Origin of the sequence: Paenibacillus antarcticus (assembly GCF_001637225.1) — a bacterium.
Classification (GTDB): domain Bacteria; phylum Bacillota; class Bacilli; order Paenibacillales; family Paenibacillaceae; genus Paenibacillus_AQ; species Paenibacillus_AQ antarcticus.
The window spans coordinates 84,397-101,526 of the sequence record NZ_LVJI01000044.1; the positions used below are offsets into that span (position 1 = coordinate 84,397).

General features: G+C 42.2%; 14 protein-coding genes. 5 read left to right on the top strand and 9 right to left on the bottom strand.

The genetic code is table 11. From position 1 onward, the window contains the following. Positions 1–18 precede the first annotated feature (18 nt). Positions 19–2,010: an excinuclease ABC subunit UvrB gene (uvrB, locus tag PBAT_RS20780; protein ID WP_068652531.1), complete on the bottom strand. Its 1,992-nt coding sequence runs from the start codon at positions 2,008–2,010 to the stop codon at positions 19–21. Positions 2,011–2,177: 167 nt separating this feature from the next. On the opposite strand from uvrB, the gene PBAT_RS20785 reads away from it, so the two are divergent. Then, a complete protein-coding gene (locus PBAT_RS20785; RefSeq protein ID WP_068652533.1) occupies positions 2,178–2,981 on the top strand; it encodes a flagellar motor protein in 804 nt (267 codons plus the stop codon). Then, positions 2,965–3,801: a flagellar motor protein MotB gene (locus PBAT_RS20790; RefSeq protein WP_068652535.1), complete on the top strand. Its 837-nt coding sequence runs from the start codon at positions 2,965–2,967 to the stop codon at positions 3,799–3,801. The genes PBAT_RS20785 and PBAT_RS20790 overlap by 17 nt, the downstream gene beginning before the upstream one ends. A 60-nt stretch (positions 3,802–3,861) precedes the next feature. Here PBAT_RS20790 and PBAT_RS20795 read toward each other — a convergent pair whose 3' ends face one another. Genes PBAT_RS20795 through PBAT_RS20805 form a run of 3 tightly spaced genes read right to left on the bottom strand, consistent with a single transcriptional unit; the run spans position 3,862 to position 7,148 of the window. Further along, positions 3,862–5,019 (bottom strand): ABC transporter permease, encoded by a 1,158-nt coding sequence (locus PBAT_RS20795; protein WP_068652537.1) that lies wholly within the window; start codon positions 5,017–5,019, stop codon positions 3,862–3,864. Continuing rightward, positions 5,012–6,199 (bottom strand): ABC transporter permease, encoded by a 1,188-nt coding sequence (locus tag PBAT_RS20800; RefSeq protein ID WP_068652539.1) that lies wholly within the window; start codon positions 6,197–6,199, stop codon positions 5,012–5,014. Before PBAT_RS20800 ends, PBAT_RS20795 begins: the two co-directional genes overlap by 8 nt. A 13-nt stretch (positions 6,200–6,212) precedes the next feature. Beyond that, positions 6,213–7,148: an ABC transporter ATP-binding protein gene (locus PBAT_RS20805; RefSeq protein ID WP_068652541.1), complete on the bottom strand. Its 936-nt coding sequence runs from the start codon at positions 7,146–7,148 to the stop codon at positions 6,213–6,215. A 176-nt stretch (positions 7,149–7,324) separates the two neighbouring features. On the opposite strand from PBAT_RS20805, the gene PBAT_RS20810 reads away from it, so the two are divergent. Together PBAT_RS20810 and PBAT_RS20815 are read left to right on the top strand one after the other, a co-directional pair. After that, positions 7,325–8,479, top strand: coding sequence for a sensor histidine kinase (locus tag PBAT_RS20810; RefSeq protein ID WP_169810151.1), 1,155 nt, complete (start codon positions 7,325–7,327; stop codon positions 8,477–8,479). A gap of 19 nt (positions 8,480–8,498) precedes the next feature. Continuing rightward, positions 8,499–9,167, top strand: a complete 669-nt coding sequence (locus PBAT_RS20815; protein ID WP_068652543.1) for a response regulator transcription factor — start codon at positions 8,499–8,501, stop codon at positions 9,165–9,167. 20 nt (positions 9,168–9,187) lie between these two features. Here the strand turns inward: PBAT_RS20815 and PBAT_RS20820 are convergent, their stop codons facing one another. The 5 genes from PBAT_RS20820 to ftsE form a co-directional block, all read right to left on the bottom strand. Next, a complete protein-coding gene (locus PBAT_RS20820; protein ID WP_068652545.1) occupies positions 9,188–10,576 on the bottom strand; it encodes a PDZ domain-containing protein in 1,389 nt (462 codons plus the stop codon). A gap of 159 nt (positions 10,577–10,735) precedes the next feature. After that, positions 10,736–12,208 carry a S41 family peptidase gene (locus tag PBAT_RS20825; RefSeq protein WP_068652547.1) on the bottom strand — a complete coding sequence of 491 codons (1,473 nt, stop codon included), beginning with the start codon at positions 12,206–12,208 and terminating at the stop codon, positions 10,736–10,738. Between the two features lie 105 nt (positions 12,209–12,313). Next, positions 12,314–13,609, bottom strand: a complete 1,296-nt coding sequence (locus PBAT_RS20830; RefSeq protein WP_068652549.1) for a murein hydrolase activator EnvC family protein — start codon at positions 13,607–13,609, stop codon at positions 12,314–12,316. Positions 13,610–13,691: 82 nt separating this feature from the next. Then, positions 13,692–14,606, bottom strand: coding sequence for a permease-like cell division protein FtsX (ftsX, locus tag PBAT_RS20835; protein ID WP_068652551.1), 915 nt, complete (start codon positions 14,604–14,606; stop codon positions 13,692–13,694). Beyond that, positions 14,596–15,282: a cell division ATP-binding protein FtsE gene (gene ftsE, locus PBAT_RS20840; RefSeq protein ID WP_068584449.1), complete on the bottom strand. Its 687-nt coding sequence runs from the start codon at positions 15,280–15,282 to the stop codon at positions 14,596–14,598. The genes ftsX and ftsE overlap by 11 nt, the downstream gene beginning before the upstream one ends. A 205-nt stretch (positions 15,283–15,487) precedes the next feature. Between ftsE and PBAT_RS20845 the strand changes: the two genes are divergently transcribed. Then, complete coding sequence (locus PBAT_RS20845; protein WP_068652553.1) at positions 15,488–16,927, top strand: VanW family protein; 1,440 nt, start codon at positions 15,488–15,490, stop codon at positions 16,925–16,927. Positions 16,928–17,130 lie beyond the last annotated feature (203 nt).

Genomic DNA, 17,130 nt, shown 5'->3' on the forward strand with positions numbered 1-17,130 from the left:
CATTCATCTTATATCTATTTACTCTGCTTTCAGTTCTAATAAAGCATCACGCAGCTCCGCAGCTCTTTCGAACTGTAAGTTCTTCGCTGCTTCTTTCATCTCTATTTCAAGCCGCTGAATAACCGATTGACGGTCCTTCTTCGACATCTTCGATACATTTCCTGTGAGATAATCCGCTTTGGAGTCAGCTACCTTCGTAGCTTCAATGACATCTCTTACTCTCTTAACGATTGTCTGAGGTGTAATGCCATGTTGCTCATTATAAGCGATCTGAATCGTACGTCGACGCGACGTCTCATCAATGGCCTTACGCATGGAATCCGTAATCTTATCGCCATACATAATAACATAACCTTCTGAGTTACGCGCAGCTCTACCACTCGTCTGTATAAGCGATCTCTCCGAACGAAGGAACCCTTCTTTATCTGCATCCAATATCGCCACAAGCGATACCTCTGGTAAATCTAGACCTTCTCGTAATAAGTTAATACCTATTAATACATGAAAAGTACCTAGACGTAAATCTCGAAGAATAGACAAACGTTCCAACGTCTTTATATCGGAATGTAGATACCTGACCTTGATACCAATCTCCTTCAAATAATCCGTTAAATCCTCAGACATCTTCTTCGTAAGTGTCGTTACTAGCACTCGTTCATTACGTTCTATACGAAGTCTGATCTCCTCAATGAGGTTATCGATCTGCCCCTTGGTTGGTCTCACTTCAATAATAGGGTCTAGAAGACCTGTTGGACGAATAATTTGCTGTACCATCGTCGGGCAATGTTCAAGCTCATAAGGTCCCGGTGTAGCCGATACATATACGATCTGGCTAATCTTTTCTTCGAACTCCTCGAAGCGTAGCGGACGATTATCCAAAGCTGAAGGTAGTCGGAATCCGTGATCTACAAGCATGGTCTTCCGCGCACGGTCACCGTTATACATCCCCCGGATTTGAGGCAATGTGACATGCGACTCATCAATAACGACCAGCATATCTTCAGGGAAGTAATCCATTAATGTATACGGCGTAGCACCTGGTTCACGGAATGTTAGTGGTCCCGAATAGTTCTCAATCCCAGAACAGAAACCTACTTCATTCATCATCTCTATATCATAACGCGTGCGTTGCTCTAGTCGTTGTGCCTCCAATAGCTTTCCTTCCGACTTCAACACTGTCAGACGTTCTTCAAGCTCCCGTTCAATGTTAACGAGGGCAATCTTCATCGTTTCTTCTTTGGTTACAAAGTGAGAAGCTGGGAAGATTGCAATGTGATCTCTCTCGCCAACCAATTCACCTGTCAGCACATCAATCTCCGTTATACGTTCAATCTCATCGCCGAATAATTCAACTCGAAGCGCTTGCTCCCCTTTAGAAGCCGGGAAGATCTCGATGACATCCCCCCGTACACGGAAAGTACCACGCACAAAGTTCAGATCATTACGTTGATACTGAATATCCACAAGTCGACTCAAAATCTCTTGGCGAGACTTCTCCATTCCAACACGTAAGGAGAGCAGTAAGTCAGAATACTCACGTGGTGATCCAAGACCATAAATACACGAGACACTCGCTACAATAATCACATCGCGACGTTCGAACAATGAGCTCGTCGCTGAATGTCGAAGCTTATCAATTTCTTCATTTATGCTTGAATCCTTCTCAATGTACGTATCCGTTGAAGGTATATAGGCTTCAGGTTGAAAGTAATCGTAATAACTAACGAAATAATCAACCGAATTATTAGGGAAGAACTCCTTGAACTCAGCCGCAAGCTGTGCAGCCAAAGTCTTATTATGTGCAATCACAAGCGTTGGGCGGTTTACTTTATTGATCATCTGAGCAATGGTAAATGTCTTGCCGGTACCCGTTGCACCTAGCAAAGTTTGTTCTTTCTTACCATTCCTGATCCCCTCTACCAATTCCTTTATGGCTGTGGGCTGATCGCCTTGCGGAGAGTATTCCGATTCAAGCTCGAACTGCTTGTTACTAATCACAATATCACTCATTGCCCAATACCACCCTTATCATCTAAAATAGTTAAAGAATATGTCGAGAATTCCCGATATATAATACAAGGAATATTAACCTATATAAGAATATCTGTTCCCATTATTATACTCGGATCAGATAGGGTATGCAAATCCTAACATTTAGATCGGAGAGGAACACATCAATGGATATCGTTACAATATTAGGTATACTAGCCGGTCTTGCTGCACTCGTTGGAGGCTTCCTATGGGAAGGCGGACAAATCACAGGATTATTCCAATCGACCGCAGCACTTATCGTATTCGGTGGAACAGTTGCAGCTGTAGTCGTTAGTTATCCAGCTGCAAGGCTGAAGACAGTTCCCCAAGCCATACGTTATGCCTTTGTTCGACCAGACAATGACATGGAAGAATTAGTCGACGATATTGTCCAGATGGCAAATACTGCGCGGCGTAGTGGGGTACTCGCTCTCGAGCGAAAGGCACAACACCACTCCAATCTATTCCTCAGCGAAGGTATGCAGATGGTCGTAGATGGAACAGAACCTGCTCTTGTCAGACAAATTATGGAGATTGAAATAGATCGAGCTGAAATGAAACATGATGGGTATGCCAAAATATTCGAGTCTGCTGGTGGTTATGCACCTACGATGGGAATTATCGGTACAGTCATGGGACTCGTTCATGTCCTTGGTAGCCTATCAGATCCAACTGAATTGGGTCCTGCTATTGCTGTCGCTTTTATCGCTACACTTTACGGTGTCGCTAGTGCTAATCTTATCTTTTTGCCCATTGCATCCAAAATTAAATCGCGAAGTGCCGACGAAATTCAGAATATGGAACTTCTACTCCAAGGCATTCTTGCGATTCAGAACGGAGAACATCCTCACATTGTCCGCAAAAAGATTTCTTTCGACATGATGAGGACAACGGATATAATGCCTACTCCTTCCAAGAAGAAGGGGGTTCTTGATGAGACAACTGACTAGGAGGCCATCTCAGCGTCGAGGAAATAAGGCTGAACATAGCAGTCGGGATCGTTGGCTCATAACCTATGCAGATTTAATTACACTACTGCTAATATTCTTCGTTATGATGTATGCGATGAGCACCCTTGATAAGAATAAATATGATGATGTTACCGAGTCACTTCAACTTACATTCAAATCTGGTAATTCTATTCTAGAAGAAGGTTCTGGAATAACAGGTACCGCTGATAAATATACACATAAGAATCCTGACACTACAACCACGCTACCTGAGAAGGAATTAGCGCCTGATACACAGGTACAGACACAAGAACCACAAGCATTAACGGAACGTGAACTAGCCTTCAGACAGCAAGAACAAGAGCTGCAGGGTTTGATGTCGGTCATCTCGAAATATGTATCTGATAATCAATTGGATGATCAAATTTTCGTGGCAGATAAACCACAAGGAATCTCTATTACGCTTAGTGATCAATTCGTGTTCGATGCTGGTAGAGCAGACCTAAAGTCAGCTTCAGGTCCTGTACTAGCTAAGCTCGCAAGTCTTTTCAAGAATCTAGGCACTACGGTCAGTATCGAAGGTCACACGGATAATGTTCCAATTACGAACTCCTCTAAATATCAAGATAACTGGGAATTATCTGGGGCTCGCGCCTTATCTATTCTTCGATTCTTCCTAGAAAAAGAGAACCTTAATCCGGATGGATTCCAATATGCGGGTTATGCTGATACTCGTCCTGCAGGAGATAACTCAACAGCTCTGGGCCGTCAGAGTAATCGTCGTGTGCAAATTATTGTTCTTCGTCAACTGCAAGAGTAGTAAACAAAAATAGGGACAGCCATTAAATGGCTGTCCTTATCTTTATTCATGCAAACCTCCTTACACCCCAACCCCCGTATCACTTGGCCGTAGGATCGCAGATCCAATCGCGAGCAGGATGACTGCCATCAACCCTAAGATAGACAACGGTAGCCAGATATCCGCCAACTGCCCGCCCGAAGCTATTCTCTCAACGGATTCAATCACCCACTTTTGCGGTACGAAATTAGCTGCCTTTTGCATGTAATCCGGCATGAAGGATATTGGCCAGAAACATCCCCCTATCATGCAAGTTGGCGTAATAATCATATTATTAATCATACTGGCATTATTAGGATTGCGTACTATACCGGCCACAGTGCTGGCAATACCCATAGCCACCAACATGAAGGATCCTAAGATCAGGAAGTGTGTAAGGAATGGAATATTATATTCATATCCCAATACCCAACGACTCAAGGTCAGAATAATAATGATTTGTATAATCCCCACAATGAAACTTCCTATCATATGACCCATTGTGATTTGGTAAGACCTCACAGGTGCACTATATATACGGGCCATGGTTCTATTACGACGATCATCCAATATCATCCGAACGACACTCGTTACTAGTCCCATCATAAACATGATTGTAAATCCAGTCACATTCGTGAGTCCCGGCTTAGCATACAGATTATAATCTGTTTTCTCTGACTCAATAAGATGTTTACTTGCTTCTTGCAGACTCTTGCTAAAGACATCTAATTGAACGCCGGAGTCTAGCTTCATTACGCCTAGTCTCTCAGTTGTTCGTAACATTCTTTCAACGATAGTATTCATATTCATTGTGACCATAATCCCGGTTTCACCAGCCATTAGTTCATACATACGAATATCTTTCACATTTCCTTGAAGTAATTGTTCACTGAATCCTGACGGAATTAATATCCCCAGTGTTCCTTTTTTATTTAAAATAGCGTCCCTAAGTTCTTCCTCACCATTCAATGGTTTCAGAGCATAATTATCATTTCTAGATAATTCTTCGATAATATGTTGACCTGCAGGACCTGTATCTTGATTCACGTAAGGAATATTCACCTTAGCGTTACTATTCTGACCTAATAATGCTATCGCAGCCGTAACTACAACACATGGTAGAATGATAAACGCTATGAATCCTTTTCGGGTACCAATAATTCTTCTGACCATATTCAAAGCAATCGTTAAGCTATGCATGATATCCCACCTTTCGATAAACAATAGCTGTAAGCGCTAAAAGAGTAGCACAGATACCTGCCAACATACCGATACTTGAGATGATCTCAGATATATTCCCATGTAACATGATTTGAAGAATACTCTTCATTCCCCAATGATTCAACGTAAACTCTCCGATATTCTGAATAAATCCAACGGGAATAGGTATAAATCCTCCACTAAAAAAGGTCATGGTCACAATTAACACCTGCATGAAGTTATTAGCACTTGAACTCGATTTAGAAAGCAAGGATACGATTGCTGCGAAAGTCATAGAAGCAAATATCATTAACATGCAAGTTACCGCTAACAAGACTGGCTGTTGACCCCAATTTGTTCCGTATAGTACATAGGATACCGTAATAATAACAAGCGTCTGAGCCATAGCTACAATGCTACTTCCGATCATCTTACCTATTAGTATCTGAACGTGTGATATAGGCATAGACTGTAAGCGGTATAATGTGTGATTATCCCTCTCACTCAATAGACTATCACTAGCCGTGCCACCCGAATATAACAAGAACATGATCAACATCGCCACTGCAAAATACTGTGCCGCAGAATATGAAGTTGCTGTATCATTCAACTTACCTACTGAGACATATGAATGGGGATCGCTAGGTGAAGCAGAACTCACTGACACATCTTGCCTTAATCCCATCGAACTCGCGACAAACGTAACCGCTCGCCCGTGATTGATGTCATCTAGAAAGCTATCAAATACCGTTCCTGCAACCATATTAGCCGTTCTGTTACTCCCCAGCATCAACTGGAGCTTCGCTTCCTTTCCGCTCATCACTTGATGATCGAAATCAACAGGAACTGTAACGACAAAATCCACCTTTTGGGAACGCAACAGCCTCTCTGCTTCTTTCGATGTAGGTACATCTTGCACGATAATCATTTTCGCAATATCTGGGCTTTCTAAGAAGGTGTATAACTGAGAGGTCACCACCCCTCTATTCCCAACACTTTCTACCATCGCGACCTTCACAGGATCAAGCTCGGGAATCTTATCTCCGGAATTGAAGAAGGACGACAGAGCTGTGCCTAATATAAAGATCAATATCAGCGGCAACAAAAATAGGCTTATTATAACTGTACGTGCTCGAAGCATTCTCCTAAGTTCAAAGCACGCAATGATCCAAACGTTCATCTACTTTCACCCCCTAATCACGTAACTTGCGACCCGTTAGATTTAGAAACAGAGACTCAAGATCAGGCTCTTCACAAGCTAGCGACTGTAAAATCACATTATGCTTGGCACAGATGAATAGGATATCTTGCAATTCTTGCTGAGAAGAATCTACATACAACTCCATTACATCTTCATTAGACGATACTCTAGAAATTCTCGGATGAAGTCTCAACTCATCGATAACCGCATCAGTAATCTGGGTTGCTTTAATCACAATTTTCTCCACACTTGATACCCTTTCACGAAGTTCCTGCTGGGAACCACAAGCAATCACATGTCCTTGATCCATTATGGCGACCCGATCACTGATGGCAGCCACTTCTTCCATGTAATGACTCGTATAAATAATCGTCGATCCCATTTTATTCAGGGTTCTTACGGATTCAAGAATATGATTTCTCGATTGTGGATCAATACCTACCGTTGGTTCATCCATAATAATTAACTTCGGGTGATGCATGATCGCGCACGCAATGTTCAACCTTCTTTTCATCCCACCAGAGAATTTAGAAGGCATTTCCTTAGCACGATCTTGTAAGCCGACGAACTCCAATGCCTCCTCCACTCGCTCCTTCAACAACCTTCCTCGTAGTCCGTGTAACTTAGCAAAGAAAGCCACATTATCTGCCGCAGGCATCGTCTCATATAACGCTAGGTCTTGTGGAACAAGACCTATACGCTTCTTCACTTCGAGTGGTCGATCATTTACTGATATCCCGTCGACAGAAATACTACCGTGGTCTAATTTCATTAATCCACACATCATATTGATTGTTGTACTCTTCCCAGCCCCGTTAGGACCTAACAGACCAAATATTTCGCCTTCATGGATACTTAGATTTAAATGATCAACCGAAAGATTAGAACCGTATCGTTTCACTACATCTTTTATTTCTACAAATGCCATATGCATCACTCCCTCTAACTGCTTCTTGTTCCCTATTGTACTGAAGTCCAGCATACTTGAGAGGTACTAAAGGTCATAAGGTATAGGTGACAAAAGTCATCTCCTTCAGCCTCCTAGTCCTATGCTATAATTAATCCATATTATCCCATCAAACCTCTTAAAGGATGTTGTGTATCTTGTTCTCCTATCTAACTATTCTTCGCTATGGATTCATCTTCATCGCCAGTTTCAGCTCCATTTACATATACCGTTATGATAATTACGCTCAATTTATTGTAACTCTGTTACTCTATATGTTCCTTGTTGTATTAGATCGATTCATTCATAACCTCTCGGCCAAAAAGTTATTATTATGTATAGACATCATCTTCTCTGTCTGGCTCTGCTACACCTATGGTTATTTGATGTTATTTGTCTCGCTCTCTTCCCTGTTCGTTTATGTTTTCTTACCTCATCGTGGGACCCGTTGGCTCATGTTAAGTATCCATTTAATACTTCTAAATGCCTCGTTTCACCACGAGCAAGCTTTATGGATTATCTGCATCAATTCCACATTCATTCTAACTGCAGTTTTGTTATCATTACTGCAGTATTCTACGAAAAGTCATGGGGATCTCATCACACTCTATGACGAGCTTCGTAAGGAGCATTACGAACTAGATGAAACACGTAAACGGCTAGTAGAGTTTACTCATCAAGTCGAAGCTACTGCGCAATCAGGCGAGCGTGAGCGAATAGCTCGACACCTTCATGATCATATTGGTCATCGTCTAATTCGAGTCAAAATGATGATGGAGGCAGCCATTCAGATCATGCCTTCTAATTATCCAAGAGGCATGGACTTGATGAACCAAATTCGAGACCAACTGTCAGGTAGCATGGATGATATGCGTAACACTGTGAACAAGATGCGCCCTGCCACTTCTTTAACAGAAGAATACGCCATCGATCGTTTACTCGAGGAAACAGGACGTACAACAGGAATTCACACCAATCTTAAGATCAGAGGCATCCCAATTCCGTTGTATCCGAGCTTACAGATTGTATTATTCAAAAATGCCAAAGAAGCGGTTACGAATGCTCTACGGCATGGTAACGCTACATCTGTGGAAGTCATCCTCACCTATGACGATGGGGAAGTATGTATGGATGTAAGTAATACCGGCGAAATATCTCCGCTTTCGTCTGTGAATACGAGACAACAAGGAATGGGGCTAAGTGGCATGGAGGAACGTGTTAAGCTAGTTGGAGGACATATGCGTATTCAGTGGGAGTATCCATTTACTATTGTAACCACGCTCCCAGTGTACAATAAGAACGAAGTAGTATAGACCAAGGGGGATTTCAAAATTGATTTCTTTACTAATTGTTGATGATGATGAATTCATACGTGAAAGTCTAAGAGTATTGATGGCCATGGATGCTGAAATCGAAGTTGTAGGTTGTGCAACGCATGGTGCGGATGCAGTATATTTAATGCAATCGGGGTTACATGTCGACGTCGTGCTCATGGATATACGAATGCCAGTATGTGATGGTGTAGAAGGAACTAAACGGATTAAGGAGCAATTTCCTGATACTCGAGTGCTCATGCTGACGACCTTCGATGATGACGAATTTATTATTCAAGCGTTACAGAATGGAGCAAGTGGGTACTTACTCAAGAACATCCCTCCCGATCGTATTATTCATGGAATCAAAACCGTATACGATGGTGATATATTAATCCATCCAGATATCGCACGTAAACTCACAACTCTCCTTCGACCTGCGGCTCCTTCTCCTATACAGCGGTCCGAGAAGTCGTGTATTCATAAGTTAGAACAATACGGGCTAACCCCTATGGAACTAACGATTATCCGTCATATTTCAGAAGGTCTATCAAATAAAGAAATCGCCCAGACATGTTTCCTGAGCGAAGGTACGGTAAAGAATTATATTACAGACATCTTAAGTAAGTTGCAACTACGCGATAGAACACAAATTGCGATTCTATATCTTACTGATTCCATGAAATAAGAATATAAAAGATCAATACGCTATTTATCCCATGGATAACGTATAACTGGATCAGGAATATCCATATCTGTTGTTGCAGCTGTTTCAGCTAATGCAATCACTGCCTGCTTCGCCGGTTCAGGAGAAGCTACTTCGTTCCTTAATGAAGTCCGTTTAGTTGTGTTGAGTCTCATACGAATAATTTGATAAATGCTAATAGATCTCATGCTCGCCGTTACGGTAACTTTCTGATCAGGCGCTAGAATAACACCTAGTTGATGATGATCTCCGGCATAAATAGGACGTTGAAAATACTTACTCTCACCTGCTAAGTTCTGTACTTCTAACTTACAAAATGCAGGGTTCATACGTAAGCAGCTATGTAGCTGTTCTGTACTATTGATGAAGATTCCATTCACCTTCAACAAAGTCTCTCCAGGTACAATACCAAGTTCCTCCGCTGGGCTGTTAGGCACAACAGCAAGTACACGCATTCCTTTAGAAGGATGCACAAACACCGCATTTCGCTGTTGCTCTTCTAAGCGACTGAACCAGATCAATCCCTCATGCAACAAGCAGCTCGCAAGTGCTGCGACAATCATAAGTGGACTCCACCAAGCAGATACCAAGCTGAGTGCAAGAAGTACCACACTGTACAATAGGAGTCTCTTACATGTAATACTTGCTTTCTGATGTGGTAATAAGCTCTGCGTCATTTCACCAAATCCAATGACGACAGGGAGGGCTAACAGACTGAATCCTCCGCTCCAACCAGCGCCTCCTAGTAATGGCGTCCAAGGCAATACACTACCAGTCGTCTGGGCTGGGATGAGTAAGAACAGTGGTAGCACCCAGAAGGCTTGCATCTGATATCCGCCGACTATTTTCCCACGTTTACTTTCCACGAACAGTGGCATCGCAAATGAGGCTCCTTGCTTCTTCACCAGAATAGCCTCTGCTACATGTAGCACAGCTACCAGCGCAAGAAGAGATGGAATATCCATATCCCTTACAGTTCCAACAATGGTCCCCATGAACGATCCCGGCTGCCATTTTGGAAAGAAATCTACGATAAATTGTACTACACCTAATAACCCAATCGCATAAGCGAAACAAAAGTATCTCACGCGTAAGAATAGCAATGCCAGCGTCACAACCCAGATACATACAATCGCTTCTCGTGTTAATGATATCCCTAGAAAAGCAATCACTAGTGAAACACCAACGCCTGCCACTAGCCCTCCTATAAATGTACGCCAAGCTTGAAGTCCCCAACTATGTAACCTTACACTGAATAACTTCCGCTCCATAAGCACTTGTTGGCGATAAAATAACATAATAAACAGGATTGAAATATAATAAAAGGGCTGAATCAACAGCTGTAATAAACCATCAGTCACATTCCACAACAATTCTAAAGCTACATCCAAAGTTTCTTCACACTCCTCCAAGGCTAGACACAATATATACCGACCAATGCCTTAATGCCCAACTTCATTGATATATACATAGACAGAACCAGTTGGTGTCCTTTATGAAGCATACGCTTCTCCATATTCAGAAAAAAAAGAAGGCTAACGTTCAGCCTTCTACTTCTTCGACGCCATTGCCTTTATTTCCTTCTGTACTTCCGCAATCCCTTGTTTCAATTGCGTATCATTTAACGGATCTTGGATGTGTTTAATGAGCTCACTTTCCAAAGCTACCGCTGTCTTAGCATCAATAATCCCATTTGCCTTAAGCTTATTACTTGTCTGGAAGCTCTTGACGGATTTCTCAGTCGCTTGGTCAAAATACCCATCCGTTCGTCCCGGATTAAATCCAAGTCCGTTCAGCATGACTTGAGCACTCTTAACATCTTCACTGTTCATATTGTATTGTAGACTTTTTTCTTTGTTAATCGGAGCTACAGAGAAGAAAGCGGGCTGAGATACAGCAATATCTGGCTTAATGCCCTTCTCATGAATCCAAGTACCCTTAGGTGTAAGCCACTTAGCAATTGTAATCTTCAGTAAACTGCCATCACCCAATTGTTTATCAAAGCTCGTCTGAACTGTTCCCTTACCGAATGAATTCTCACCCATTAAGATCACACCAGCCGATTCCTGTAACGCTCCTGCCAATATCTCAGATGCGCTAGCAGACCCTTTATTCATTAGTAGCGTTATCGGATACGACTTACTCGATCCTTTGGATAAGCTCTTATCTCGCTTACCTTCTTTATTCTCCACCTGAACGATGAGTTCGCCTTGGGGTACGAATTGTTGCGCAATATCAATAACGACGGAGAGCACACCACCTGGATTATTCCGAACGTCTATAACAAGACCCTTCATCCCTTGCTTCTCCAATTTAGACAATTCCGCTTTGAAACGGTCGGCTGTATTTAAGGAGAATTGAGTGATCTCAATAATACCTACGCCATCTTTGTCCATACGAGCATTTACCGTTTCTAAATCTACATCATCTCGAACAATAGCGAATTCAATTGGCTCGGCCACACCTTCACGTTTGACTTTCACTTTAGCTGTTGTCCCTTTGACACCTCTAATCTTAGAAACAGCAACATTCAAGTCAAGACCTTCAAGAGACTCCCCATTTACGGAAAGGATCATATCCTGAGACCGGATACCAGCTTTCTCTGCAGGAGAACCCTTAATCGGTGATACGACGGTAACATTTCCTTCTTTCAAAGAGACTTCTGCACCAATCCCACTAAAAGACCCTTCAATCGACTCTTCAAATTGCTGAGCTGATTCTTGTCCCATATAAGTGGAATAAGGATCCGAAAGTGATTGCATCATTCCGTTAATCGCACCATCTACTAAGACGCTACGATCAATATCCTTATAATAATTCCCTTTGATAAGGTCGAGTGCCGTCCCAATTTTCTGAGCTTCTTCTTTCTTCAGACCTGCACTGGTTGTTATGCTTGCAAGTAAGCCTTCGCCGCTCACTGCCTGTCCTGCATAACTATTCCCATTACTCAAGAAAAACGTCAGTAGACTGCCACAAATCATGGCAGCGACCATCAGTAGTACGGCCGTACGTTTCTTTAACATCGCTAATGCTCACCGCCTTATTCTTGTCAGACTATTAGAAGCCTACCCAACCTAGTATATGTACGAATGGGTTGGAATATTTATAATCATAGCATGATTTAGATGTTATAGGTAAGGCATAGGATCAACCCTACTGCCATTGATACGCACTTCAAAATGTAAATGGGGTCCTGTGCTCTGGCCTGTGCTTCCAGACTCTGCAATTTTTTCCCCTTTGCTAACTCGGTCACCTACTTTTACATTGGTACCTCCATTACGAAGATGTCCATATAACGTCCACATGCCACCCCCATGATCAACGATAACAGCATTCCCATAACCACTGTACCACTCTGCCAAAATCACGGTTCCTGCTTCCGCTGAATGAACTGATGTTCCCTGCCCTACGGCAAAATCAACACCTGTATGCATCTTACCTACTTCACCCGTCACTGGATGTGTTCGTCTACCGAAACCTGAAGAAATACGTGCACTTCCTACTGGCATCAATAACGGACCTCCACTACCACTAAAGGATGCTACTGCATTACTAGTTACATTGGAAGACTTCTTAGCTGCCGCTGCCGCTTTTGCCGCCGCTGCTGCACGCTTCTTAGCAGCAGCCTTCGCTGCCTTAACGCGTGCCGTTTCCTCAGCTACTAACTTGTTCTTCTGCTGTAGTAGAGCTGATCGATTGCTCGCAAGCGCCACGAGCTTCTGCTCCTGATCTTCTGTTAACTCATCGGAGTGCTGAATTTCTTCATCATACATAGCAATCAAAGATTTCTTCTCCGCTTCTTTCGCGCTCAATATGCTCTTCTGTGACTCCATTTCAGAATAGAGACTTTCAGCCTTCGCATATTGTAATTCTAATTCACTCTGCTTCTCAACGACAGTCTCTTTGTCCTTCTTGTGTTCAACAAGTAAGTTCTGATCCTGATCAACAATCATCTTTAGAGAATCAGCTCGAACAAGGAAGTCACTAAAGCTACTGGAAGACATCAACACCTCAAGATAAGAAATAGACCCGTCCGTGTACATAAGTCTTACGCGAGATCCCAGCATAACTTCCCGAGAGGCAATCCGTTCTTCCGCAGCATCTAGTTCTGTCGCCGCTAATGTTAAACTTTCCTTGGTGTTGTGAAGTTGCTTCGAAATATCCGAAAGCTTACTCTTAACGGTATCTACTTGCATCATTACAGTCTGCAAATATTCTGTTGTTTTATTCTTATAGTGCTCCGCTTCCTTCTTGTCTGAAGAGGCTTTTTCCTGTTCTACTCTAGCAGCTTTCGCCTGTTGTTGTAACACTTTCAATTCATGTTCGATATCACTCACTGTTTTCTTCTTGGCATAACCATCCACAGGTTGAAATATGAAGGTCGCTACCATAATAACAGCTATTATAAGACTAAATTTTTTCAAATTGGGTTCGCCATCCTTTACTAAACTCTATTACGTATATATGTCGTCAACGTAGGCCATCAAAGAAGCTCGTGATTCTCAGCTATACCTTCAAAAATTTACGAATGGAAACGGTACTTCCCCAGATGCCAATCAAAATACCGATGGCTAATAACAAAACACTTAGATACATCCATATATCTGATAACGGAAGCAATACTATACCTAGTGTAATATCCCCGCTAAATGCCTTGAATAACTGATCGTAACCAAAGAGCAATAGCCCCACAGTGGTTAATGACCCAATCCCTCCGATAAGTGCACCTTCTATAAAGAAAGGCCAGCGGATGAAATAATTCGTCGCCCCCACTAATTTCATAATTCCAATCTCACGACGGCGCGCCAATATGGTGACTCTAATCGTATTCGATATTAAGAACATCGACATGATTCCAAGACCTATAACAAATATAAATCCTATGTTCCGTACAGCACGCGTAATCTTGAATAACTTCTCAACAGCGCCCTCACCGTACTTCACCTTCATGATCGGCTTTTCAGGATGACTCTCGTTAAGTCCAGTGACTTTGTCCGCAACATGGGCTACTGTTGTTGCCTCGACAACTTCCACCGACAATGTATCTGGTAGCGGATTATGATCTTTATCGAAACCTTCCAGTAATGCCTTACCATCTTCACCTAGGCTCTCACTGAATTCTTTCAATCCTTGCTCTTTAGATATAAAGGTAATCTTGCTAACCTCAGGCATAAGTCCAATCTCTGTCTGGATCTTTCCACGCATTTGCTCATTTACATCGAGATTCAAATATACCTTAATCTCAACTTGACTATCCACTTCATCCGCTAACTGATTCACATTTACAACCAACAAAATAAATACACCTAGCACGAAAAGAGAGACCACAATGGATGTAATGGAAGCAATGGACATCCAACCATTACGGAATACGTTCTTGCACCCTTCGCGCAGATGCCGCAAGAAGGTGTTAAAACTCATATCCATATTCCCCTCTCAACTGGTCTCTCACAATGTTCCCTTGCTCGATTGCAATAACACGTTTACGCATTTTATTCACGATATCTTTGTTATGAGTAGCCATCACGATGGTAGTCCCACGAAAGTTAATCTCGTCAAGTAACTGCATAATGCCCCATGAAGTCTCAGGATCTAAATTACCTGTAGGCTCGTCCGCAATAATAACAGCAGGGTTATTCACAATGGCTCTAGCGATCGCTATCCGTTGCTGTTCCCCACCTGAGAGTTGATCTGGCTCACGTCCAGCTTTATTCTTGAGTCCCACGAGATCCAATACTTCCATTACCCGCTTCTTGATTACTTTCTTCGGCGTTTCAATAACTTCCATAGCGAACGCAACATTCTCATAAGCTGTCATACGAGGAAGGAGTCTGAAATCCTGAAAAATAACACCGATATTACGGCGAACATAAGGAATTTTACGTGGCTTAAGCTTACCAATGTTAAATCCGTTTACTGATATTTGGCCTTTGGTGGGAACTTCTTCTCTATAGATAAGCTTCATAAACGTCGATTTACCTGCCCCAGAGGGACCAACAACATATACAAACTCATTACGGTCAATCTTTACGGTGACACCCTGTAGGGCATTCGTTCCATTCTTATATGTCTTCCATACATCTTGCATTTCTATCACATTATCACTTCCCAATTCCATAATCAGACAATATTATTTCGACATGTTCTAGCCATTTCCTTTAAAAAACTTTAAATTTCACCACTAATATTTATTGTAACAAATTTGTTACCTTTTGAGTACCCGAAATTATTCCATTTCCCTTACATATACATAGACAAGTGTAGTAATAACGACTAATAAGAAGTTAGAAAAGGTGTGACCTATGAAAAAAAATCAACTTAAACTAATCTTATCCATTATTCTACTGACTGTGTCCGTTTTATTTGGCTTATGTCATCTATATGTGAGCCAAAACACACTACCCCAAGGAGTAAAAATATCCGGTTGGGCTGTTGGAGGTATGAAAACGGATGTCGTACTGAAAGAACTCGAACTTAAGTTTCAACAGCTTGAACAGACACCACTTTATATCTCCGTGGAGAATCAAAAGTTATTAGATAAGGGATGGACACTCACTAACGCTGGTGTGCGATACGAGGCAGATACATTTCGTCTTGCTATCAGCAATTTAAAAGAAGGCAACTTATTTGCGCGTGTATCCTACCGTTGGCATTTCGAAAAGAGTTTTGCTATCACTCCACACTGGAATCCTACTCCTATGAAATTAAAATTTAATAAGTTGTGGGAGAAAGAGCGATTCGGTGTCCCTATCAATGCGACACGGCGAATTACAGCCGATGATCAAATTGTATATACACCTGAAGTGTCAGCATTGCGTCTAGACTGGGAGACCCTTACCAAACGTATGGTTTCTTTGATACCACAAGATTTCAAAGAAATAGTACATCCTGCAAGCCTTCCTCTTAAGATACAACTTCCTGTGATGATGGCGCATCCTGAAATTAGTGTTATCGATTTGAAAGCGGAAGGCATAGAACGCAAAATCATGGAATTCTCGACTTCTCTAGATTCCAGTAGTGAGGGCAGACTATTTAATGTGACTTCAGCAGCACAAGCGACCGATGGATTACTATTGAAACCTGGAGATGTGTTTGATTACGGCAAAATCATTGCCTTAGCGGAGGACAAATACGGATTCAAAGAAGCCCCTGTCATTCTTAATGGCAAACTGGTGCCAGGGATTGGCGGAGGTATATGCCAAGTATCCAGCACAATTTATAGTGCAGCGATTCGTACGGGGATGGATATTGTGGAACGCCGAAACCATTCTCTACCTGTTCGTTATTTGCCAAAAGGCCAAGATGCGACTTTCGCTACAGGATCGATCAATTTCCGTTTCAAGAATAATACCGGTAAATATCTGTTGATTCATGTTGCTGTTCAAGGCAGGATCCTCACAGTAAAGTTCTTTGGTACTTTCCCTGATCATATTACATATGACATTGAATCAATCACGGTAGAGACACTTACGCCCTCTCAGAAATATGTTCATAATTCAACACTTCCGGTTGGAAATCAAGAAGTCATCCAAATCGGAAAATCAGGTTATATCGTTGATACTTATCGGATTAAAAAAGTTGATGGTGTCGTCAAAGAACGTAAGCGAATCTCTCATGACACCTATCTCCCACAGAAGACGCTAATTGGCATCCATCCCGATAACCAGATGGATCAAGACACACCCCTCGTTCCTAAGGAAAAGTCTATTATTGAGGATGGTGTGAGTGGACCGAATTTTTAAACGATGTGGGAGATGCGTTGTATCCCCTTCCACCGCTGTTAAAACCGGGAAATAGGATTCGATTGGAGATGAAGGGAATTTCCCGGTTTTAAAGGCGTTCGCCTATCGGCGCTCCAGTGGACACAACACACCTTGGTAAGAGAAAAAATAAAAGGCAAGGTCAAGGGCAAGGTCAATGTCAAAGTAAAGAACAAATCCTATAT